The 15,639-nt window shown below is 69.4% G+C and carries 13 protein-coding genes; 10 read left to right on the top strand and 3 right to left on the bottom strand.

The window, feature by feature from the left end:
• Positions 1-22 precede the first annotated feature (22 nt).
• Entirely contained in the window at positions 23-481 is a 459-nt protein-coding gene (locus tag AC4D2O_RS16060) for a GNAT family N-acetyltransferase (protein ID WP_490908352.1), read from the top strand.
• 79 nt (positions 482-560) lie between these two features.
• Here the strand turns inward: AC4D2O_RS16060 and AC4D2O_RS16055 are convergent, their stop codons facing one another.
• Positions 561-1,028 (bottom strand): aminoacyl-tRNA deacylase, encoded by a 468-nt coding sequence (locus AC4D2O_RS16055; protein ID WP_490908351.1) that lies wholly within the window; start codon positions 1,026-1,028, stop codon positions 561-563.
• 56 nt (positions 1,029-1,084) lie between these two features.
• Positions 1,085-3,166 carry a glycosyl hydrolase gene (locus AC4D2O_RS16050; RefSeq protein WP_490908350.1) on the bottom strand — a complete coding sequence of 694 codons (2,082 nt, stop codon included), beginning with the start codon at positions 3,164-3,166 and terminating at the stop codon, positions 1,085-1,087.
• Positions 3,167-3,334: 168 nt separating this feature from the next.
• Between AC4D2O_RS16050 and AC4D2O_RS16045 the strand changes: the two genes are divergently transcribed.
• The 7 genes from AC4D2O_RS16045 (at position 3,335) to AC4D2O_RS16015 (ending at position 12,440) form a co-directional block, all read left to right on the top strand.
• Positions 3,335-5,035 (top strand): ABC transporter substrate-binding protein, encoded by a 1,701-nt coding sequence (locus AC4D2O_RS16045; protein WP_490908349.1) that lies wholly within the window; start codon positions 3,335-3,337, stop codon positions 5,033-5,035.
• A gap of 98 nt (positions 5,036-5,133) precedes the next feature.
• On the top strand, positions 5,134-6,123 hold the full coding sequence (locus AC4D2O_RS16040; protein WP_490908348.1) for an ABC transporter permease: 990 nt from the start codon (positions 5,134-5,136) through the stop codon (positions 6,121-6,123).
• A gap of 8 nt (positions 6,124-6,131) precedes the next feature.
• Positions 6,132-7,091 carry an ABC transporter permease gene (locus AC4D2O_RS16035; RefSeq protein WP_490908347.1) on the top strand — a complete coding sequence of 320 codons (960 nt, stop codon included), beginning with the start codon at positions 6,132-6,134 and terminating at the stop codon, positions 7,089-7,091.
• Between the two features lie 131 nt (positions 7,092-7,222).
• Positions 7,223-8,065: an ABC transporter ATP-binding protein gene (locus tag AC4D2O_RS16030; RefSeq protein WP_490908491.1), complete on the top strand. Its 843-nt coding sequence runs from the start codon at positions 7,223-7,225 to the stop codon at positions 8,063-8,065.
• The gene (locus AC4D2O_RS16025) at positions 8,062-8,853 is read left to right on the top strand and encodes an ABC transporter ATP-binding protein (protein WP_490908346.1); all 792 of its coding nucleotides are present in this window, start codon (positions 8,062-8,064) and stop codon (positions 8,851-8,853) included. The genes AC4D2O_RS16030 and AC4D2O_RS16025 overlap by 4 nt, the downstream gene beginning before the upstream one ends.
• A gap of 66 nt (positions 8,854-8,919) precedes the next feature.
• Positions 8,920-11,526, top strand: coding sequence for a glycoside hydrolase family 2 protein (locus tag AC4D2O_RS16020; RefSeq protein WP_490908345.1), 2,607 nt, complete (start codon positions 8,920-8,922; stop codon positions 11,524-11,526).
• A complete protein-coding gene (locus AC4D2O_RS16015; RefSeq protein WP_490908344.1) occupies positions 11,523-12,440 on the top strand; it encodes an ROK family protein in 918 nt (305 codons plus the stop codon). Before AC4D2O_RS16020 ends, AC4D2O_RS16015 begins: the two co-directional genes overlap by 4 nt.
• A gap of 16 nt (positions 12,441-12,456) precedes the next feature.
• Here the strand turns inward: AC4D2O_RS16015 and AC4D2O_RS16010 are convergent, their stop codons facing one another.
• Positions 12,457-13,479 carry a LacI family DNA-binding transcriptional regulator gene (locus tag AC4D2O_RS16010; protein ID WP_490908343.1) on the bottom strand — a complete coding sequence of 341 codons (1,023 nt, stop codon included), beginning with the start codon at positions 13,477-13,479 and terminating at the stop codon, positions 12,457-12,459.
• 112 nt (positions 13,480-13,591) lie between these two features.
• Here AC4D2O_RS16010 and AC4D2O_RS16005 point away from each other — a divergent pair, with 112 nt between their 5' ends.
• Positions 13,592-14,326, top strand: a complete 735-nt coding sequence (locus tag AC4D2O_RS16005; RefSeq protein WP_490908342.1) for a sugar phosphate isomerase/epimerase family protein — start codon at positions 13,592-13,594, stop codon at positions 14,324-14,326.
• On the top strand, positions 14,323-15,450 hold the full coding sequence (locus tag AC4D2O_RS16000) for a Gfo/Idh/MocA family protein (protein WP_490908341.1): 1,128 nt from the start codon (positions 14,323-14,325) through the stop codon (positions 15,448-15,450). Before AC4D2O_RS16005 ends, AC4D2O_RS16000 begins: the two co-directional genes overlap by 4 nt.
• The last annotated feature ends 189 nt before the right edge of the window (positions 15,451-15,639 follow it).

Below are 15,639 nucleotides of genomic sequence, written 5' to 3'. Positions count from 1 at the left end.
CCCCGCGAGGAGCGACGCCCCGATGCACCTGATTCTTGACCGCGTGCCCTACGACGCCCCCGATGCCACAGCGCTGCGCGACGCCCAGCAGGCCGAGCTGCACGTGCGCTACGGCAGCGAGGACCACGAGCCCGGCGAGCCGCCCACGGCGGACAACGTGCCGTTCTTCCTCGTCGCGCGGACCGCGGACGGGACCGCAGTGGGCTGTGGCGGGCTGCGGCCGCTCGGGGCCGGGGGCCTCGAGATCAAGCGCATGTTCGTGCTGCCGGCCCTCCGCGGCCAGGGCGTCGCGACGGCGATCCTGCGGCGCATCGAGGAGGAGGCGCGGACCCTGGGGTGCCCGGAGCTGCTCCTCGAGACCGGAACGGAACAGCCGGACGCGATGCGCTTCTACGAGCGCGAGGGCTACCGCCGCATCGACAACTTCGGCCACTACGCCGGCGAGGCGCACTCGGTCTGCTACGCGCGCACCCTCGCCTGACCGTCTCCGACCGCGGTCGCCCGGCACGACCGCGCCCGGCCCGCGCCCGTCCGGCCCGCCTGGCGGTTCCCGGTCCGGCTCAGGACGTGATGTCACCCATCGTGGCGCCGAGGGACGTCAGGAGCGGATCGGCATCGGTGAAGAGCAGGAAGTCCCGCGCACCGGAACCCATCCCGATCCGGCGTCCGGCGATGCGCTCGTCGGCGTAGACGGGCAGGTCGCTGCTGCTGCCGAGGGGCGTGATGGTGCCCGGTGCGTAGCCCGTGATCTCAAGGGCCGCCTCGGGCTCCACGAGGGACGCCCGGTTGGCGCCGAGCAGGGCACGCAGCTTGGACCAGTCCAGGCGCCGCGTGCCGGGGATCAGGACGAACACCGCGGCGCCACCGACCTTGGCCACCATCGTCTTCACGCCGTCGTCGCGTGTGAGGCCCTGGGCGGCGGCCGCGTCGTCGAAGGTGCCCGTATCGTCCCGGCGCACGAGGGTGACGGCGAGTCCGCGCGCCTCGGCGTCACGTTCGGCGGGCAGCGGGCGTCCGGGGTGGTCCATGGTGCTCATCGTAGGGGCGGTCGAGCGTGTCCGGCACGCCCGACCGCCCGGGCGCGCTACTTCGCGATGATGTCGTCGACGTAGATGGTGCCCCTGGTGACGCCCGCATTGCCCTGGCCCAGGTACAGGCTGAACTGCGTGACCTTCGCGAGCTTCGCCGCGTCGAGTACGGCGCCCGCGTGGGCGGTGTCCCAGGAGGCCGGTTCGAACGCCGAGAACGGGGCCGAGACCTGCAGCGGCGCGGTGCCGGTCAGCGGCACGTTGTACTCGAAGTAGATGCCGTCCGCCACGACCTGAAGCGTGGCACCCGTCCCCGAACCATCGGGCAGCATCCACGCGCCGAGCGAGGTGAGGCCGGACCAGTCCTGGTCCACCGTCTTGCCGATGCCGGTGTAGTTCTGCGACGCGAAGTCGTAGCTGTAGGACAGGCCGTAGTTGCCCGAGGCCTTCCTGTCGGCGGAGTGCGCGATCGTATTGACGCCGGCGCTCGTGTAGGCCTCGTCGAGGGTCACGTCGTCGCCGGAGTAGCCCTCGAAGGTGTCCACGACGCCGCGCACGGCGGTCGGCGCGGGGCCGAGGAGCAGGAGGGCCTCATCGGTGAAGGCGGCCTTCGAGCCGCGGCCGTTGCCCTCCGTCACGGTGGCCGTCACGGTGGCGGTGCGGGCCTCCGTGTTGCCGTCGGGGATCGTGTAGGTGCCGGACCAGTAGCCCTGCGCGTCGAGGGTCAGGGGCTGCGCGGGGCCGCCGTCCACCGAGTAGGTGGCGTTCACCTTCTTCACGCCCTGCACGCTGACGCGGATGGTCGTCGTCGGACCCGTGACTCGCTGGCGGTCGGTCGGCGTGACGATGTGCACGGTCGCCTCCTGTGCGGCGGGCATCGTGCGGCGGGTCAACACGTTCTTCAGGTCGCCCGCGAAGTAGCTGGCGCGGTCCGCGTGGAACGCGCGGAAGTCCGGCATCAGTTCGTGCTCGGGGGTGGACCCGAACGCCGGGTACGGTACGAAGAACTGCTCGAGCGCGAAGTTCGCCCAGGTCTGCGCGTATGCGATCCTCGCCGAATCGGGGTTGCTGCGCAGCGCGTTCAGGATGCTTGTGTACCACTGCAGGTCCGGGTTCTGGCCGTTGGGCTTGAGGGCGCCGCTCATGCCGAACTCGGTGAGCGCGGAGATCTTGCCCTTCTCGTCCGCCATGCGCGAGATCATCGCGGTGTCGGCCACGAGGGAATCGAGCCACTGCTGGCTGCCGTTCGTGCCGTCGTAGAGGTCGTAGCCGAGCACGTCCACGAAGTCGTCGCCCGGGTAGGTCTTGAGGTACGTCTCCGGTGTGCCGCCGAAGGAACCGTTCGGGGAGTAGGCGTAGAGGAAGTTGTGCACTCCCCTGACATCGCGCAGGTACTCCACGGTGTAGCGGAAGATCTCCTGGTACTCGGCGCTCGTGGTGTGGCCGGCGCCCCACCAGAACCAGCCGCCGTTGTTCTCGTGCCACGGCCGGAAGATGATCGGGATGTGCTTGCCGGACTCGTTCACGGACTCCTCGGCGACGTCCGCGAAGGCGTCCAGGTACTCGAGGAATGCAGCATTGTCCGGACCGCCGGGCAGGATCTGGCGGACGGCGTTGCCGCCGGTGTCGTTGTAGCGGCCGCCCGTCGCGAAGTTGGGGAAGTGCGCACTGATCGTATTGATGCCGCCGAGGGCGTCGGCCTTCCGGATGCCGTCGACGAGTTCGTCCACGTTCCGGTCGAGGGAGGCGCCGGGGATGCCGGGGCGCTCGTCACCGGTGAGGATCAGCGAGTCCCAGCCGAAGATCGCCGGGTAGTCGCCCACGCCGTTCTTCACGTCGGAGGCCAGCCCCGCGGGTGCGGTGTCGGTGACGGCGTAGTCGGTGGTGTGCTGGTGGCCGAAGAGGATGCCCGTGCCGCGCACCGACTGCAGGTATGCGAAGAGGGAGCGCGTCTCGTGCGTGGCGTCGCCGTCCACGAGATCGACGGCGACGGGAGGTCCGGCGCGCTGCACATCGGGTGACGGCGGTGCCGCGGCGGCCGGCCCGGCGGAGACGAGGGCGGCGGCGAGGGCCCCGACGGCTGCGAGCGTGGTCAGCGCTCTCCCGGGCAGGGTGGAGGGGGTGTCACGACGGAGCAATGCGGTTCTCCTTTGAAGGCATTCCGGCTGGAGTTCATCCTGAGACGTAAGTCACAGACTTACTTGACTTAGATAATAAAGTGGCCTAAGAAAGTAGTCAACGGTTCGCCCTCGGGTGGTGGAACCGGCCGGCGGCACCGCAGCCGCCCACAGATGAAAGGTACAAAGATGTCCTCAACACTCTCGGGTTCCCGGCGACTGGGCCTGGCTGCCGCCTCGCTGCTCAGCGTCGCAACCCTCGCCCTCACCGGCTGCGCCGGCGGCGGGGGAGCGTCCAACGAAGGCGCCGGCTCGGACTCCACCTCCGTCACGGTCTTCAACGGAGCCACCGGAACCATCTCCGAGAACTTCAACCCGTTCTCGTCCACCGCGCTCCAGCCCACCCTCGGCGTGATCTTCGAGCCGCTCTTCTGGTACAACGCGGCATCCGACGAGGCGCCCACCCCGCTGCTCGCCGAATCGTTCGAATGGAACGAGGACGGCACGCAGCTCACCATCAAGACCCGTGAGGGCGTCAAGTGGTCCGACGGCGAACCGTTCACCGCGAAGGACGTGGCCTTCACCTTCAACCTCGTGAACGAGACTCCCGAGCTGAACACCACGGGCCTCGCGGCCACCGCGGAGGCCACGGACGACACCACCGCGGTGCTCACCTTCACCGAGAACTCGTTCATGCAGGAGCCGAGCGTGCTCGGCAACCGCGGCATCGTCCCCGAGCACATCTGGAAGGACGTCGCGGATCCCATCACGGAGACCAACCCGAACCCCGTCGGCACCGGCCCCTTCAAGGTCAAGGACTTCACCGCGCAGAGCTACCTCCTCGAGAAGAACGATGTCTACTGGGAGGAAGGCAAGCCGGCGATCGACGAGGTCCGCTACATCTCGCTCGAAAGTGCCGATGCCGCCACCGGTGCGCTCCTGGCCGGCGAGGTGGACTGGATGAGCTCCTTCCTGCCCGGTCTCGAGCAGATTCTCTCCGACAACGAGAACCTCTCCTACGTCAACACACCCGCGCTGACGGCCTCGATCTTCACCTGCTCCAACGAGGAGCTGGGCTGCGAGGGGCCGCAGACCGATCCCGCGGTGCGCCAGGCCATCTACCAGGGCATCGACCGTGAGCAGCTCAATGCGCTGGCCGGCGGCGGATTCGCTGAAACCGCATCGCCCACCCTGGTGCTGCCGGAGCGCGACGCGGCCTGGATCGCTGACCCCGAGAACACCGAGACACCCGCCAACGCGAACGTCGAGGAGGCCAAGAAGGTCCTCGAGGACGCGGGCTGGGTTGAGGGTAGCGACGGCATCCGTGAGAAGGACGGCGAGCGGCTCTCCCTCGGCATCCAGACGGTCACGGGCTACAGCGACTTCATCTCGCTGAACGACGCCATGTCCCAGCAACTCCGCGAGGTCGGCATCGAACTCAAGCCGACGCAGATCACCTACAACGAGTGGATCAACAACCTCAACATCGGCTCGTACCAGCTGACGCTCGAGTCCATCGGGCTCCAGCCGTCGAACAACCCGTACTACGCCTATGAGAAGTGGTACAACTCCGCGAACACGACGCCGGTCGGCGAGTCCGCGCTGAACAACAACACCGCGCGCTACAGCAACCCCAAGGTCGACGAGGCACTGGCCGTCGCACGGTCGACCAATGACGAGGCCGTGCAGAAGGAGCAGTACGGCATCATCCAGGACGAGATCGTCCGGGACATGCCCTACATCCCGATCTACGTGAACTCGCTCCTGACGGAGTTCAACACGGAGCGCGCCACCGGCTGGCCCACGAACGAGGACCCGTACGCCCTCGCAGCGACGTGGAAGGCCTGGGACAACGGCATCGTGCTGAAGAACATCACACCTTCCGAGTAACCAGCCCTCCACCCGTGCCACGGACGGGAGGGACCATCCTCGTGATGATCCCTCCCGTCCGTGGCCGGGCCTCGACCTGCCGTGGAAAGTCGATTCCCATGAAATACATCCTTCAGAAGCTCGGGTTCTACCTGATTGCGTTCTGGGCCGCACTGACGGTCAATTTCTTCCTTCCACGGCTCCTCCCGGGAAACCCCGTGGACATCATGCTGGCGAAGCTCGCCCAGCGCGGGCCGGTGACGCCGGAAGCGCGGGAAGCGGTCGAACTTCTCCTCGGTACCAATACGGACGCACCGTTGATCGTGCAGTACTGGCAGTACCTCGGGAAGCTCTTCACCCTCGACCTCGGAACCTCCGTCGCCTTCTTCCCTGCATCGGTGACGGACATCATCGGGCAGACCCTGCCCTGGACCATCGGCCTCATCGGGATCGCCACGATCATCTCCTTCGTCCTCGGTGTGACGCTCGGCATGCTCGCCGGATGGAAGCGGGGCTCGTGGCTGGACAACCTCATCCCGGTCACCACCATGCTGCAGTCGGTGCCCTACTTCTGGCTCGCGCTGATCCTCCTCTTCGTCCTGGGCGGTATGTGGGGCCTGTTCCCGCTGAACGGCGGCTACAACGTCTACGAGGTGAGCCCGGGCTGGAACTGGCCCTTCATCGGCAGCGTCATCTACTACGGCACTCTCCCTGCACTGACGATCGTCATCTCCTCGGTGGGCGGCTGGATGCTCGGCATGCGCAACATGATGGTGTCCACCCTCTCCGACGACTACATCCTGACGGCGGAAGCCAAGGGACTTCGGCCAAGGCGCATCATGACCACCTACGCCGCGCGCAACGCCGTCCTGCCGTCGGTCGCGGGCTTCGCCATCTCGCTCGGGTTCGTGGTGGCCGGTTCGATCGTCACGGAGGCGGTCTTCTCCTACCCCGGCATCGGCTCGGCGCTCCTCAACGCGGTGGGCAGTAACGATTACTCCCTCATGCAGGGTCTCTTCCTCGTGATCACACTGTCCGTCCTCGGCGCGAACCTGATCGTCGACCTCCTCTACTCGTTCATCGATCCCCGCACCCGGGCCCGAAGCTAGGACTCGCCATGACCGCCACCACCCAGGACCCGGGAATCGCTGCGGCGAGTGCCCGCTCCACCCGGCCCAAACGCGCATTCCCGCCCCTCACACCGAAGCTCGTCATCGGGCTCGTCATCGCCGGCAGCATCACCCTCTTCGGGATCCTCGGTCCGTTCTTCGTCGGTGACCCGTCGACGGTCGACAACGTGGGCCTCGCCGGTCCCGCCGACGGATTCATCCTCGGCACCACGCAGACCGGTCAGGACGTCTTCGCACAGCTCGCCTATGCCACCCGTGGATCCCTCACGGTCGGCCTGATCGTCGGCGTCCTGACCCTCTTCCTGTCCGCCTTCTTCGGCATCATCGGTGCCTACTTCGGCGGGTGGCTCGACGAGTCCTTCTCGCTCTTCAGCAACGTCATGCTCGTCATCCCCGGGCTGCCCCTGGTCATCATCATCTCCAGCTACGTACCCGAGAAGAGCATCCTGCTCGTCGCCGTGGTCCTCGCGATCACCGGCTGGGCAGGCTCCGCCCGGGTCCTGCGCGGCTTCACCCTCAGCGTGCGCAACCGCGACTACGTGGCCGCCGCCCGCGTGTCCGGCGAGAGGTCCTGGCGCATCCTGGGCGTCGAGATCCTCCCGAACCTGATCCCCCTGCTCGCCTCGCAGATGGTGTTCGCCATCATCTTCGCGATCCTCGGTGAAGCAGGACTCTCCTTCCTCGGGCTCGGGGCGTCGGACTCCTTCACCTGGGGCACCATGCTCTACTTCGCCCAGAACGGGCTCGCCCTGCGGCTCGGGGCCTGGTGGTGGTTCGTGCCACCGGGACTGCTGATCGCCCTGTTCGGCGCGGCGCTGGCCCTCATCAACTTCTCCATCGACGAGATCATCAATCCCAAGCTGCGCTCCCAGACCCGTGCCACCCGGCGCTCCTGGAAGCTCTCCAAGTCCGAACTGCGCACCGCCACGAAGGAGGATGTCCTGTGAGCAGCAGCACCAACCAGGGAGCCCACTCCGTCAGCATCACGGACCTCGGCGCACTCGACACCACGGACGAGGGCCGGCCCGGACGCGAGCAGCGCAGCGGCCGGGCCGCGGAGGCGCGCGAACACCCGGTCCTGACCATCGACGACTTCAGTGTCGAGTACAAGGGCGAACGCGTGGTCAAGGCCGTGAAGAACGTGAGCCTCACCCTCGGCCGCGGAGAGATCCTCGGCCTCGCGGGGGAGAGCGGCTGCGGCAAATCCACCCTCGCCTACGGCATCAACCGGCTCCTGAAGCCGCCGGCCGTCATCACCGGCGGCAGCGCCCATTTCCACTCGCGCGAAGGCTACGTGATCGACCTCAATGAACTCAGCGGCGAGGAGCTTCGCGCTTTCCGCTGGGACAAGATCGCAATGGTCTTCCAGGGTGCCATGAATTCGCTCAACCCGGTCATCACCATCCAGAGCCAGATCGAGGACATCTTCTCCACCCACCGGCCGGACATGTCGAAGAAGGAGCGCCGCGCGAGATGCGGGGACCTCCTCGAACGCGTGGGCGTCGACCGGAGCCGGCTTCGCTCCTACCCGCATGAACTCTCGGGCGGCATGCGCCAGCGCGTCATGATCGCCATGGCCATGGCGCTGGACCCGCAGGTCATGATCATGGACGAACCCACCACGGCCCTCGACGTCGTGGTACAGCGTGACATCCTGCGCGAGATCACCCGGTTGCGGGCCGACCTCGGTTTCGCGGTCGTCTTCATCACGCACGACCTCCCGCTCCTGCTGGAGATCAGCGACCGCATCGCGGTGATGCGCGAGGGGGAGATCGTCGAACTCGGTGACGCCGTCGAGCTGTACACCAACCCGCAGCACGAGTACACCAAGAAACTCCTCGCGTCCTTCCCCAGCCTGACCGGAGCACGCGGCGATTTCATCCGCGGTGGATCGCGGACCCAGAACGGAGACCAGGCATGAGCTCGCTGGAAGTCAAGGACCTCGTCAAGGAGTACAGGCTGCGCAACGGGCGCCACTCCAGCACCCTGAAGGCGGTGAACAACGTCAGCTTCTCGATCGACAGCGGGCGCACCGTGGCCCTCGTGGGGCAGAGCGGCAGCGGCAAGTCCACCCTGGCGAAGCTGCTCATGCAGCTCGAGAAGCCCACGTCCGGCAGCATCCTGCTCGACGGCGCCCCCGTCAGCCGACGCGGCGCGGGCCTGCGGCAGTACCGCAGCGACGTGCAGATGGTGTTCCAGGACCCGTTCGCCTCGCTGAACCCGTACCACACCATCGCCCACCACATCGGGCGCCCCCTGATCCTGCACGGCAAGGCCAAGGGCCACGAGGAGGTGATGGCCGGCGTCACCAAGCTGCTCGAACGCGTGCGGCTCGACCCGGACATGGCGCAGCGCAAACCGCACGAACTCTCCGGCGGCCAGCGCCAGCGCATCGCCATCGCCCGCGCGCTCGCCCCCGAACCGAAGATCCTCGTCGCGGACGAACCCGTCTCGATGCTCGACGTCTCGATCCGCCTCGGTGTCCTGAACCTCCTCGCCGACCTGCAGCGCGAGGAGAACCTCGGGGTCTTCTACATCACCCACGACCTCGCCACGGCACGCCACTTCTCGGACGACATCCTCGTCATGTTCAAGGGCGAGATCGTGGAGCGCGGCCCGGCCGACGACGTGATCCTGAACCCGCAGCACGAGTACACGCAGCTGCTCGCCGAGGCCGCGCCGAACCCGGAGAAGCGCCTCAGCGCCTGATCCCCGCAGGTCCCCGAACCACCGGCAGCCCCCGCGGCGCCGCAGACCCACCACTGGAGTATGTGCATGAACCACACGACCACCGCCCCGCAGACCCTCGACCTGGGCGGCACCTGGCACCTCGCCTGGACCGCCGGACCGGACGATTCGCCGTCGTACGCCACGGGGGGCGCGGCCATCCCCGCCACCGTGCCCGGACAGGTCCACACCGACCTGCTGGCCGCCGGGCTGCTGGAGGATCCGGACGTCGGCCTGCGCGAGGCGGACCAGATGTGGATCGGGCACTCGCAGTGGACCTACTCGCGGACCTTCACGTGGGACGGCACGTCGGAGGATCGGACCGAGCTCGTCGCCGACGGCCTCGACACCTTCGCGACCGTGCGCCTGAACGGGCACGACGTCGCCGTCACGGCGGACCAGCACATCGGGCACCGCTGGGACGTCGCCCACCTGCTCACCCGCGGCGGGAACCTCCTCGAGATCACGTTCGGCTCCGCCTGGGACGCGGCCCACGAGTGCGAGGTCCAGCTCGGCGGCGAACTGCCGCGCCCCTACGACGAGCCCTACCCCTACGTGCGCAAGAGCGCCTGCAACTTCGGCTGGGACTGGGGGCCGCACTACGTCACGGCCGGGATCTGGCAGCCGATCCGCCTCGAGTCCTGGTCGCGCGGGCGCATCGCCTCGATCCGGCCCGACACCGCGCTCCACGAAGGACCCGGCGGCACGACGGCGACCGTCGGCGTCAGCGTCGGTATCGAGCGTCCCGACCCGGCGTCGGCGCTGACCCTGACCGCGGTCCTCACCGCACCGGACGGCTCCGAGGCCGCACGGGTGAGCGTCCCCGCCGACGCCGACGACGTCGTGCTCGCACTCGACGTCGCCGCTCCCGAGCTGTGGTGGCCCGTGGGGCTCGGCGCCCAGCCGCTCTACGGCCTGTCCGTGGTCCTCCACGACGACAGCGAGGACGACGCACTGTCCACCGGCACGCGCCGCATCGGCCTGCGCACCGTGACGGTGCAGGAGGAGCCCGACGCGATCGGCACCACCTGGGCCCTGGCGGTCAACGGCCGCCGCGTCCGCGTCCGCGGCTACAACTGGATCCCGGACGACCCCTTCATCGCCGAGGTCACCGACGAGCGGCTCGGGCAGCGCCTCGACCAGGCGGTCGACGGCGGCGCGAACCTCCTGCGCGTCTGGGGCGGCGGCTACTTCTCGACCGAGGAGTTCATGGCCGGCTGCGACGAACGCGGCCTCATGGTCTGGCACGACTTCCTGTTCGCGTGCGCGGCCTACGACGAGTCCGAGGCCATGATCGAGGCCGTGACCACCGAGGCCGAGCAGGCGGTGGCCCGCCTGTCCTCGCACCCGAGCCTCGTGATCTGGTGCGGCGGCAACGAGTGCGTGTGGGGCATGTACGACTGGGGCTGGCCCGAGGTCCTCGACGGACGCCCGTACGGTGCCGCCTTCTACACGGAGGTCCTCCCGGGCGTCATCGACCGCCTCGACCCCTCCCGCCCCTACGTGCCCAACAGCCCGTGGTCCGGGTCCCTGGACAAGCACCCGAACGATCGCGACGCGGGGCCCGTGCACATCTGGGAGGTCTGGAACAACGTGGACTACGTCCACTACCGCGACGTCGACCCGCCCTTCGTCTCCGAGATGGGCTGGTGCGCACCCCCGGCCTGGTCCACCCTGCAGCGCGTCGTGACCGAGGGGGACCTCGTCCCGGGGAACCCGCAGGTGGCCCACCACATGCGGGCCGCCGACGGCATGGAGAAGCTCGCCCGGGGCCTCGAGCCCTACTTCGGCGCCCCCGAGGCGGCCGAGGACTGGCACTACCTGACCCAGATGGTCCAGGCCCGCTCGCAGGCCGCCGGCGCCGAGTGGCTGCGGACGCGCGAGCGCTGCGCGGGCGTGGTCATCTGGCAGCTCAACGACTGCTGGCCCGTGCTCAGCTGGTCCGCCGTGGACGGCGACGGCATCGAGAAGCCCGTCTGGTACGCGCTGCGCCGCTCCTTCGCCGACCACCTGCTGGCGATCGTCCCCGTCACGGCCGGCGGGACGGACGACCCCACGGGCCCGGACGGGCTCGAAGTGGTGCTCGTCAACGACGGCCTGTCCGCCTGGGTGGCCGACGTCGTCGTGCGCCGCCTCGCGCTGGACGGGACGGAGCTCGCCCGCGAGACCCTTCCGCTCACCGCCGCGGCGGACGGAACGGCGCGTGCCCCCCTCCCCGAGGGCCTCACCGCCGTCAGCGACTCCGCGTTCCTCGTGGCCGACGCGGACGGGTTGCGTTCCACGTGGTTCTTCGCGCCCGACGCCGCGCTCGCACCCACGGCACCGCGCTTCACGGCGGAGGCCTCGGCCGACGGCGGCACCGTTCGCGTCAGCGTGCACGCGGAGACGCTGCTGCGCGACCTCTGCGTCTTCGCGGACCGCCTCGCCGACCTGCTCGGCGTGAGTGCCCCGGAACTGGCGGTGGACGACATGATGCTCACCGTGCTGCCCGGGGAGACCGCGGTCTTCACGATCAGCCGGCGCGACGCCGGTCCGCTCGACGCGCCCGCCGATCTCTCGGCCGCCACGCTGTTCCCCGTGGTCCGGTGCATCGGCGACAGCCCGTCCCTCGTGCCTGCCGGTCCGGGCGGGGCCGCAGGGGACGCGACGCGATGATCGCCGGCATCGAGACCGGCGGCACCAAGGTGATCTGCGCGGTCGCCGACCCGCAGGATCCCGGCGTCCTCGTGGATCAGGCGCGGATCGACACGACCTCCCCGGCGGAGACCCTGGCGGCGGTGCGGGACTTCCTCGCCCCGCACGCAGCCGGCGGCCGGTTCGACGCGGTGGGCATCGCGTCCTTCGGGCCGGTGGAGGTCGACGCCGCGGCGGCCCGCTTCGGCTGGATCACCTCCACCCCGAAACCCGGGTGGCGGAACACGGACCTCGTCGCGGGCCTCGACCTCGCCCCCGGGACCCCGGTCCGTCTCGTGACGGACGTGACGGGCGCGGCACTCGGCGAGCACCGGTTCGGTGCGGGCCGCGGCGTCAGCGACCTCGTCTACGTGACGGTGGGCACCGGCGTCGGCGCCGGGATCGTGGTCAACGGGGTGCCCTTCACCCTCCGCAGCCACCCCGAACTCGGGCACCTGATCATCCGGCGGCACGCGGACGACTCCTTCGCGGGCGTCTGCCCGTTCCACGGGGACTGCCTCGAGGGGCTCGCCTCCGGGCCCTCGGTCACGGCCCGGTGGGGGAGGCCGGGCACCGACCTCGGGACCCTGCACCAGGACGCCGTCGCCCTGTCCGCCTACTACATCGCACAGCTGCTCGCGACGGTCACGTACGCGGTGGCCCCGCAGCGGATCGTCGTCGGCGGCGGGGTGCTGAAGACGGCGGGACTGCTCGACGCCGTGCGGGAGCAGCTCGCGCTGCTCGTCGGCGGGGCGCTGGCCGAGCACCCGCTCATGGATCCGGGCAGCGGGTACGTCGTCCGGCCCGCGCTGGGCGACGAGTCCGGGGTCCGCGGCGCCCTGTCGCTCGCCGGCGACGCCCTGCCCCTCGGTGCGGTGCTGGCGACGGCCGGCTAGCGCCCGGGCCGCGTCCTCAGGCCGCGGCGGCGGTGCTGGACCTCACCACGAGTTCGCTGACGGGCATGGAACGGGTCTGGATGCTGCCGGCGTCGAGCAGGGCGAGCAGCAGTTCCGCCGCCACCCGTCCCTGCATCCCCGGGTTGCGGGACAGCGCCGTGACGGCGGGCGATGCGAGCTGGCAGTGGAGCGAATCGTCCCAGCTGACGATCGCGACGTCCCCCGGGCAGCGCAGTCCGAGCTCGCGGAGGGCGAGGAGCCCGCCCATGGACATGAGGTCGTTCCCGAAGACCATCGCGGTCGGCCGGTCCGCGGGCGCGTGCAGGAGGGACACGACGGCGTCGTGCCCGGCCTCGAGCGCATAGTTCGCCTCGTACGGGACCACATCGATGCCGTGCGCGGACGCGCACTCCGCCACGCCGCGGATCCGCTCCTCCTCGTGCAGGAACGTGCGGGGGCCGGAGACGTGGGCGATCCGCCGGTGCCCGCGGTCGTGGAGGTGGCGGACGATCGTGGCGGCGTCCATGGCGTGGTCCGTCGTCGTCCCGGAGAACGCGGGCGGCGCCACCGACTCCGGTGCCCCGTGCAGCACGAACGGCAGGCCCAGCCGGTCCAGGAGGGCGGGACGGGGATCGTCGTGCAGGTGGTCGAACACCAGGACGCCGTCCACCTTCCGCTCGCCCGCCCAGCGCTCGTAGGTGGCGCGCTCCTGCGCCGGGTCCTTCCCCACCATCCGCAGCATGAGGGCCATGTCCCCTTCGGCGAGGGCGGTCTCGATGCCCGCGAGCATCGCCATGTAGTACGGCTCGGTGCCGATCAGGACGGGATCGGCGGACAGCACCATCCCCACGGCCCCCGCCCGCGACCGGGAGAGGGCGCGCGCGGACGAGCTCGGGTACCACTCGAGTTCCTCCGCGAGGTCCAGGACGCGGCGCCGGGTCAGCTCGCTGACGCCCGGCTGGCCGTTGAGGGCGTAGGACACGGATGCCTTCGAAATGCCCAGCCTCTTCGCCAGACCCGCAATGGTTTCCTTGGCCATGGCTTACACAATAGCCCCAGGAATTGCTTGACCCGCCCCGGCATATCCCCTAGGTTCAGGTAGTACCTGAACCGGTTCAGTAATCCCATTTTCTCAGCGAGGAGAATTCTCCGTGACGTATTCACTCCAGCTCTACACACTGCGGACGGCACTGGGGGAGGACCTGCCGGGCACCATCAAGCGCGTGGCCGCACTCGGCTACACCGCCGTCGAGCCCTACAACTTCGTGGCCACCGCCGACGAGCTCGCGGCCGCACTCTCGGAGAGCGGACTCGCCGCCCCGTCCGGCCACGCGCCGCTCCTCCGCGCCGACCAGGACGAGATCTTCGAGGCGGCCCGCAAGCTGGGCATCGGCACCGTGATCGACCCCCACGTGGAACGCTCCCACTGGACCACGGACGAGGACATCAGGGCCACCGCCGAGGCCCTGAACGCCGCGGCGAAGAAGGGTGCCGAGTACGGCATCACCGTCGGCTACCACAACCACGAGTTCGAGCTCGAGGAGCGCATCGACGGCACCTCCGCGCTGGAGGTGCTCGCCGGCTACCTCGATCCCGCCGTGGTCCTCGAGGTGGACACCTACTGGGCCGCCGTGGGCGGTGAGGACCCCGTGGAACTGCTCCGCCGCCTCGGTGACCGCGTGCGCTTCGTCCACATCAAGGACGGCCCGCTCACCAAGAACGACAAGGAGCAGGTGGCCGTCGGATCCGGGAAGATGCGCGTCTGGGACGTGCTCGACGCCGTTCCCGGCCTGGAGGCCGCCGTCGTCGAACTCGACGATTTCGAGGGCGACATCTTCACCGCCGTCACCGACAGCCTCACGTACCTGAACGAGGGAAGGAAATGAGCGTCCCCATGAACACCGAGCGCACGGGCCCCGTCGGCGTCGCCGTCATCGGCGCCGGGGTCATCAGCAAGGAATACCTGACCAACCTGACCAGCTTCCCGGACGTGAAGGTGCACATCGTCGCCGACATGTTCGAGGAGGTCGCGGCCGCCCGCGCCGCCGAGTTCGGTGTCCCGGCCTCCGGCGGTGTCCAGGACGCCCTGGACCACCCCGACGTCGAGATCGTGGTCAACCTGACCATCCCCGCCGCGCATGTCGAGGTGGCGACCGCCGCCGTCAACGCCGGCAAGCACGTGTGGAGCGAAAAGCCCTTCTCACTGGACCGCGAGAGCGGCATCGGCCTGCTGAAGACCGCCGACGCCGCCGGTGTGCGCCTCGGCTGCGCCCCCGACACCTTCCTGGGTGCGGGCCTGCAGACCGCGCTGCGGCTCGTGGCGCGCGGCGACATCGGGGTCCCCCTGACGGCGCTGACCCTGATGCAGTCCCCGGGCCCCGAGTCGTGGCACCCGAACCCCGCCTTCCTCTTCCAGGAGGGGGCCGGTCCGCTGTTCGACATCGGTCCCTACTACCTGACCACCCTCGTGCAGACCTTCGGCGCCATCACGAAGGTGGCCGGGTTCGGCTCGAAGTCCCGGGAGACCCGGACCATCGGATCGGGTCCGAAGGCCGGCGAGGTCTTCGAGGTCACCGTCCCCTCGCACGTCAGCGCGATCGCCCAGTTCGCGAACGGCGAGTCCTCGCAGAGCATCTTCAGCTTCGACTCACCGCTCAAGCGGGCCGGGTTCGTCGAGGTCACCGGCACGGAGGGCACGCTCGCGTTCCCCGACCCGAACAACTTCACCGGCGACCTCACGCTCACGCGCCGGGGGAGTGACGAGCCGGAGACCATCCCCGCGATCGGTGCGACGTCCACGCGTGGCAGCGGCGTGCTCGAGATGGCACGCGCCCTGCGCGAGGGCCGTCCGCACCGCGCCCAGGGCGAGACGGCCTACCACGTGCTCGATGCCATGGTCTCGATCTCCGAGAGCGTCGAGACCGGCGAGTTCGTGTCGCTCTCCAGCACGGCGACCGCCGCCGAGCCGCTGCCCGAGGACTGGGACCCGTACGCGTCCACCCTCTCCTGATCCCGGTGGGCGCCACGGAGTTGCTCCGTGGTGCCCACCGTCCAGGCCCGACGGCGGCCACCCTGCCGTCCCCACCCCACGAACGGAAGAACGCCCCATGACTTTTGTGCCTGTTGAGAATCGTTATGCTTCGATGCCGTATCGGCGGGTGGGGGCCAGCGGGCTGCTGCTGCCGGCGGTGTCGTTGGG

It is taken from the genome of Arthrobacter sp. TJ-238 (assembly GCF_058269215.1).
Note: the sequence above shows the minus strand (reverse complement) of the source record. Positions and strands in the feature narration are given on the sequence as shown.

Excerpts from the sequence above, each read along its gene's own strand:
- AC4D2O_RS16060 (WP_490908352.1), top strand. The coding sequence starts at position 23 with ATGCACCTGATTCTTGACCGCGTGCCCTACGACGCCCCCGATGCCACA.
- AC4D2O_RS16055 (WP_490908351.1), bottom strand. The coding sequence starts at position 1,028 with ATGGACCACCCCGGACGCCCGCTGCCCGCCGAACGTGACGCCGAGGCG.
- AC4D2O_RS16045 (WP_490908349.1), top strand. The coding sequence starts at position 3,335 with ATGTCCTCAACACTCTCGGGTTCCCGGCGACTGGGCCTGGCTGCCGCC.
- AC4D2O_RS16040 (WP_490908348.1), top strand. The coding sequence starts at position 5,134 with ATGAAATACATCCTTCAGAAGCTCGGGTTCTACCTGATTGCGTTCTGG.
- AC4D2O_RS16035 (WP_490908347.1), top strand. The coding sequence starts at position 6,132 with ATGACCGCCACCACCCAGGACCCGGGAATCGCTGCGGCGAGTGCCCGC.
- AC4D2O_RS16025 (WP_490908346.1), top strand. The coding sequence starts at position 8,062 with ATGAGCTCGCTGGAAGTCAAGGACCTCGTCAAGGAGTACAGGCTGCGC.
- AC4D2O_RS16020 (WP_490908345.1), top strand. The coding sequence starts at position 8,920 with ATGAACCACACGACCACCGCCCCGCAGACCCTCGACCTGGGCGGCACC.
- AC4D2O_RS16015 (WP_490908344.1), top strand. The coding sequence starts at position 11,523 with ATGATCGCCGGCATCGAGACCGGCGGCACCAAGGTGATCTGCGCGGTC.
- AC4D2O_RS16010 (WP_490908343.1), bottom strand. The coding sequence starts at position 13,479 with ATGGCCAAGGAAACCATTGCGGGTCTGGCGAAGAGGCTGGGCATTTCG.
- AC4D2O_RS16000 (WP_490908341.1), top strand. The coding sequence starts at position 14,323 with ATGAGCGTCCCCATGAACACCGAGCGCACGGGCCCCGTCGGCGTCGCC.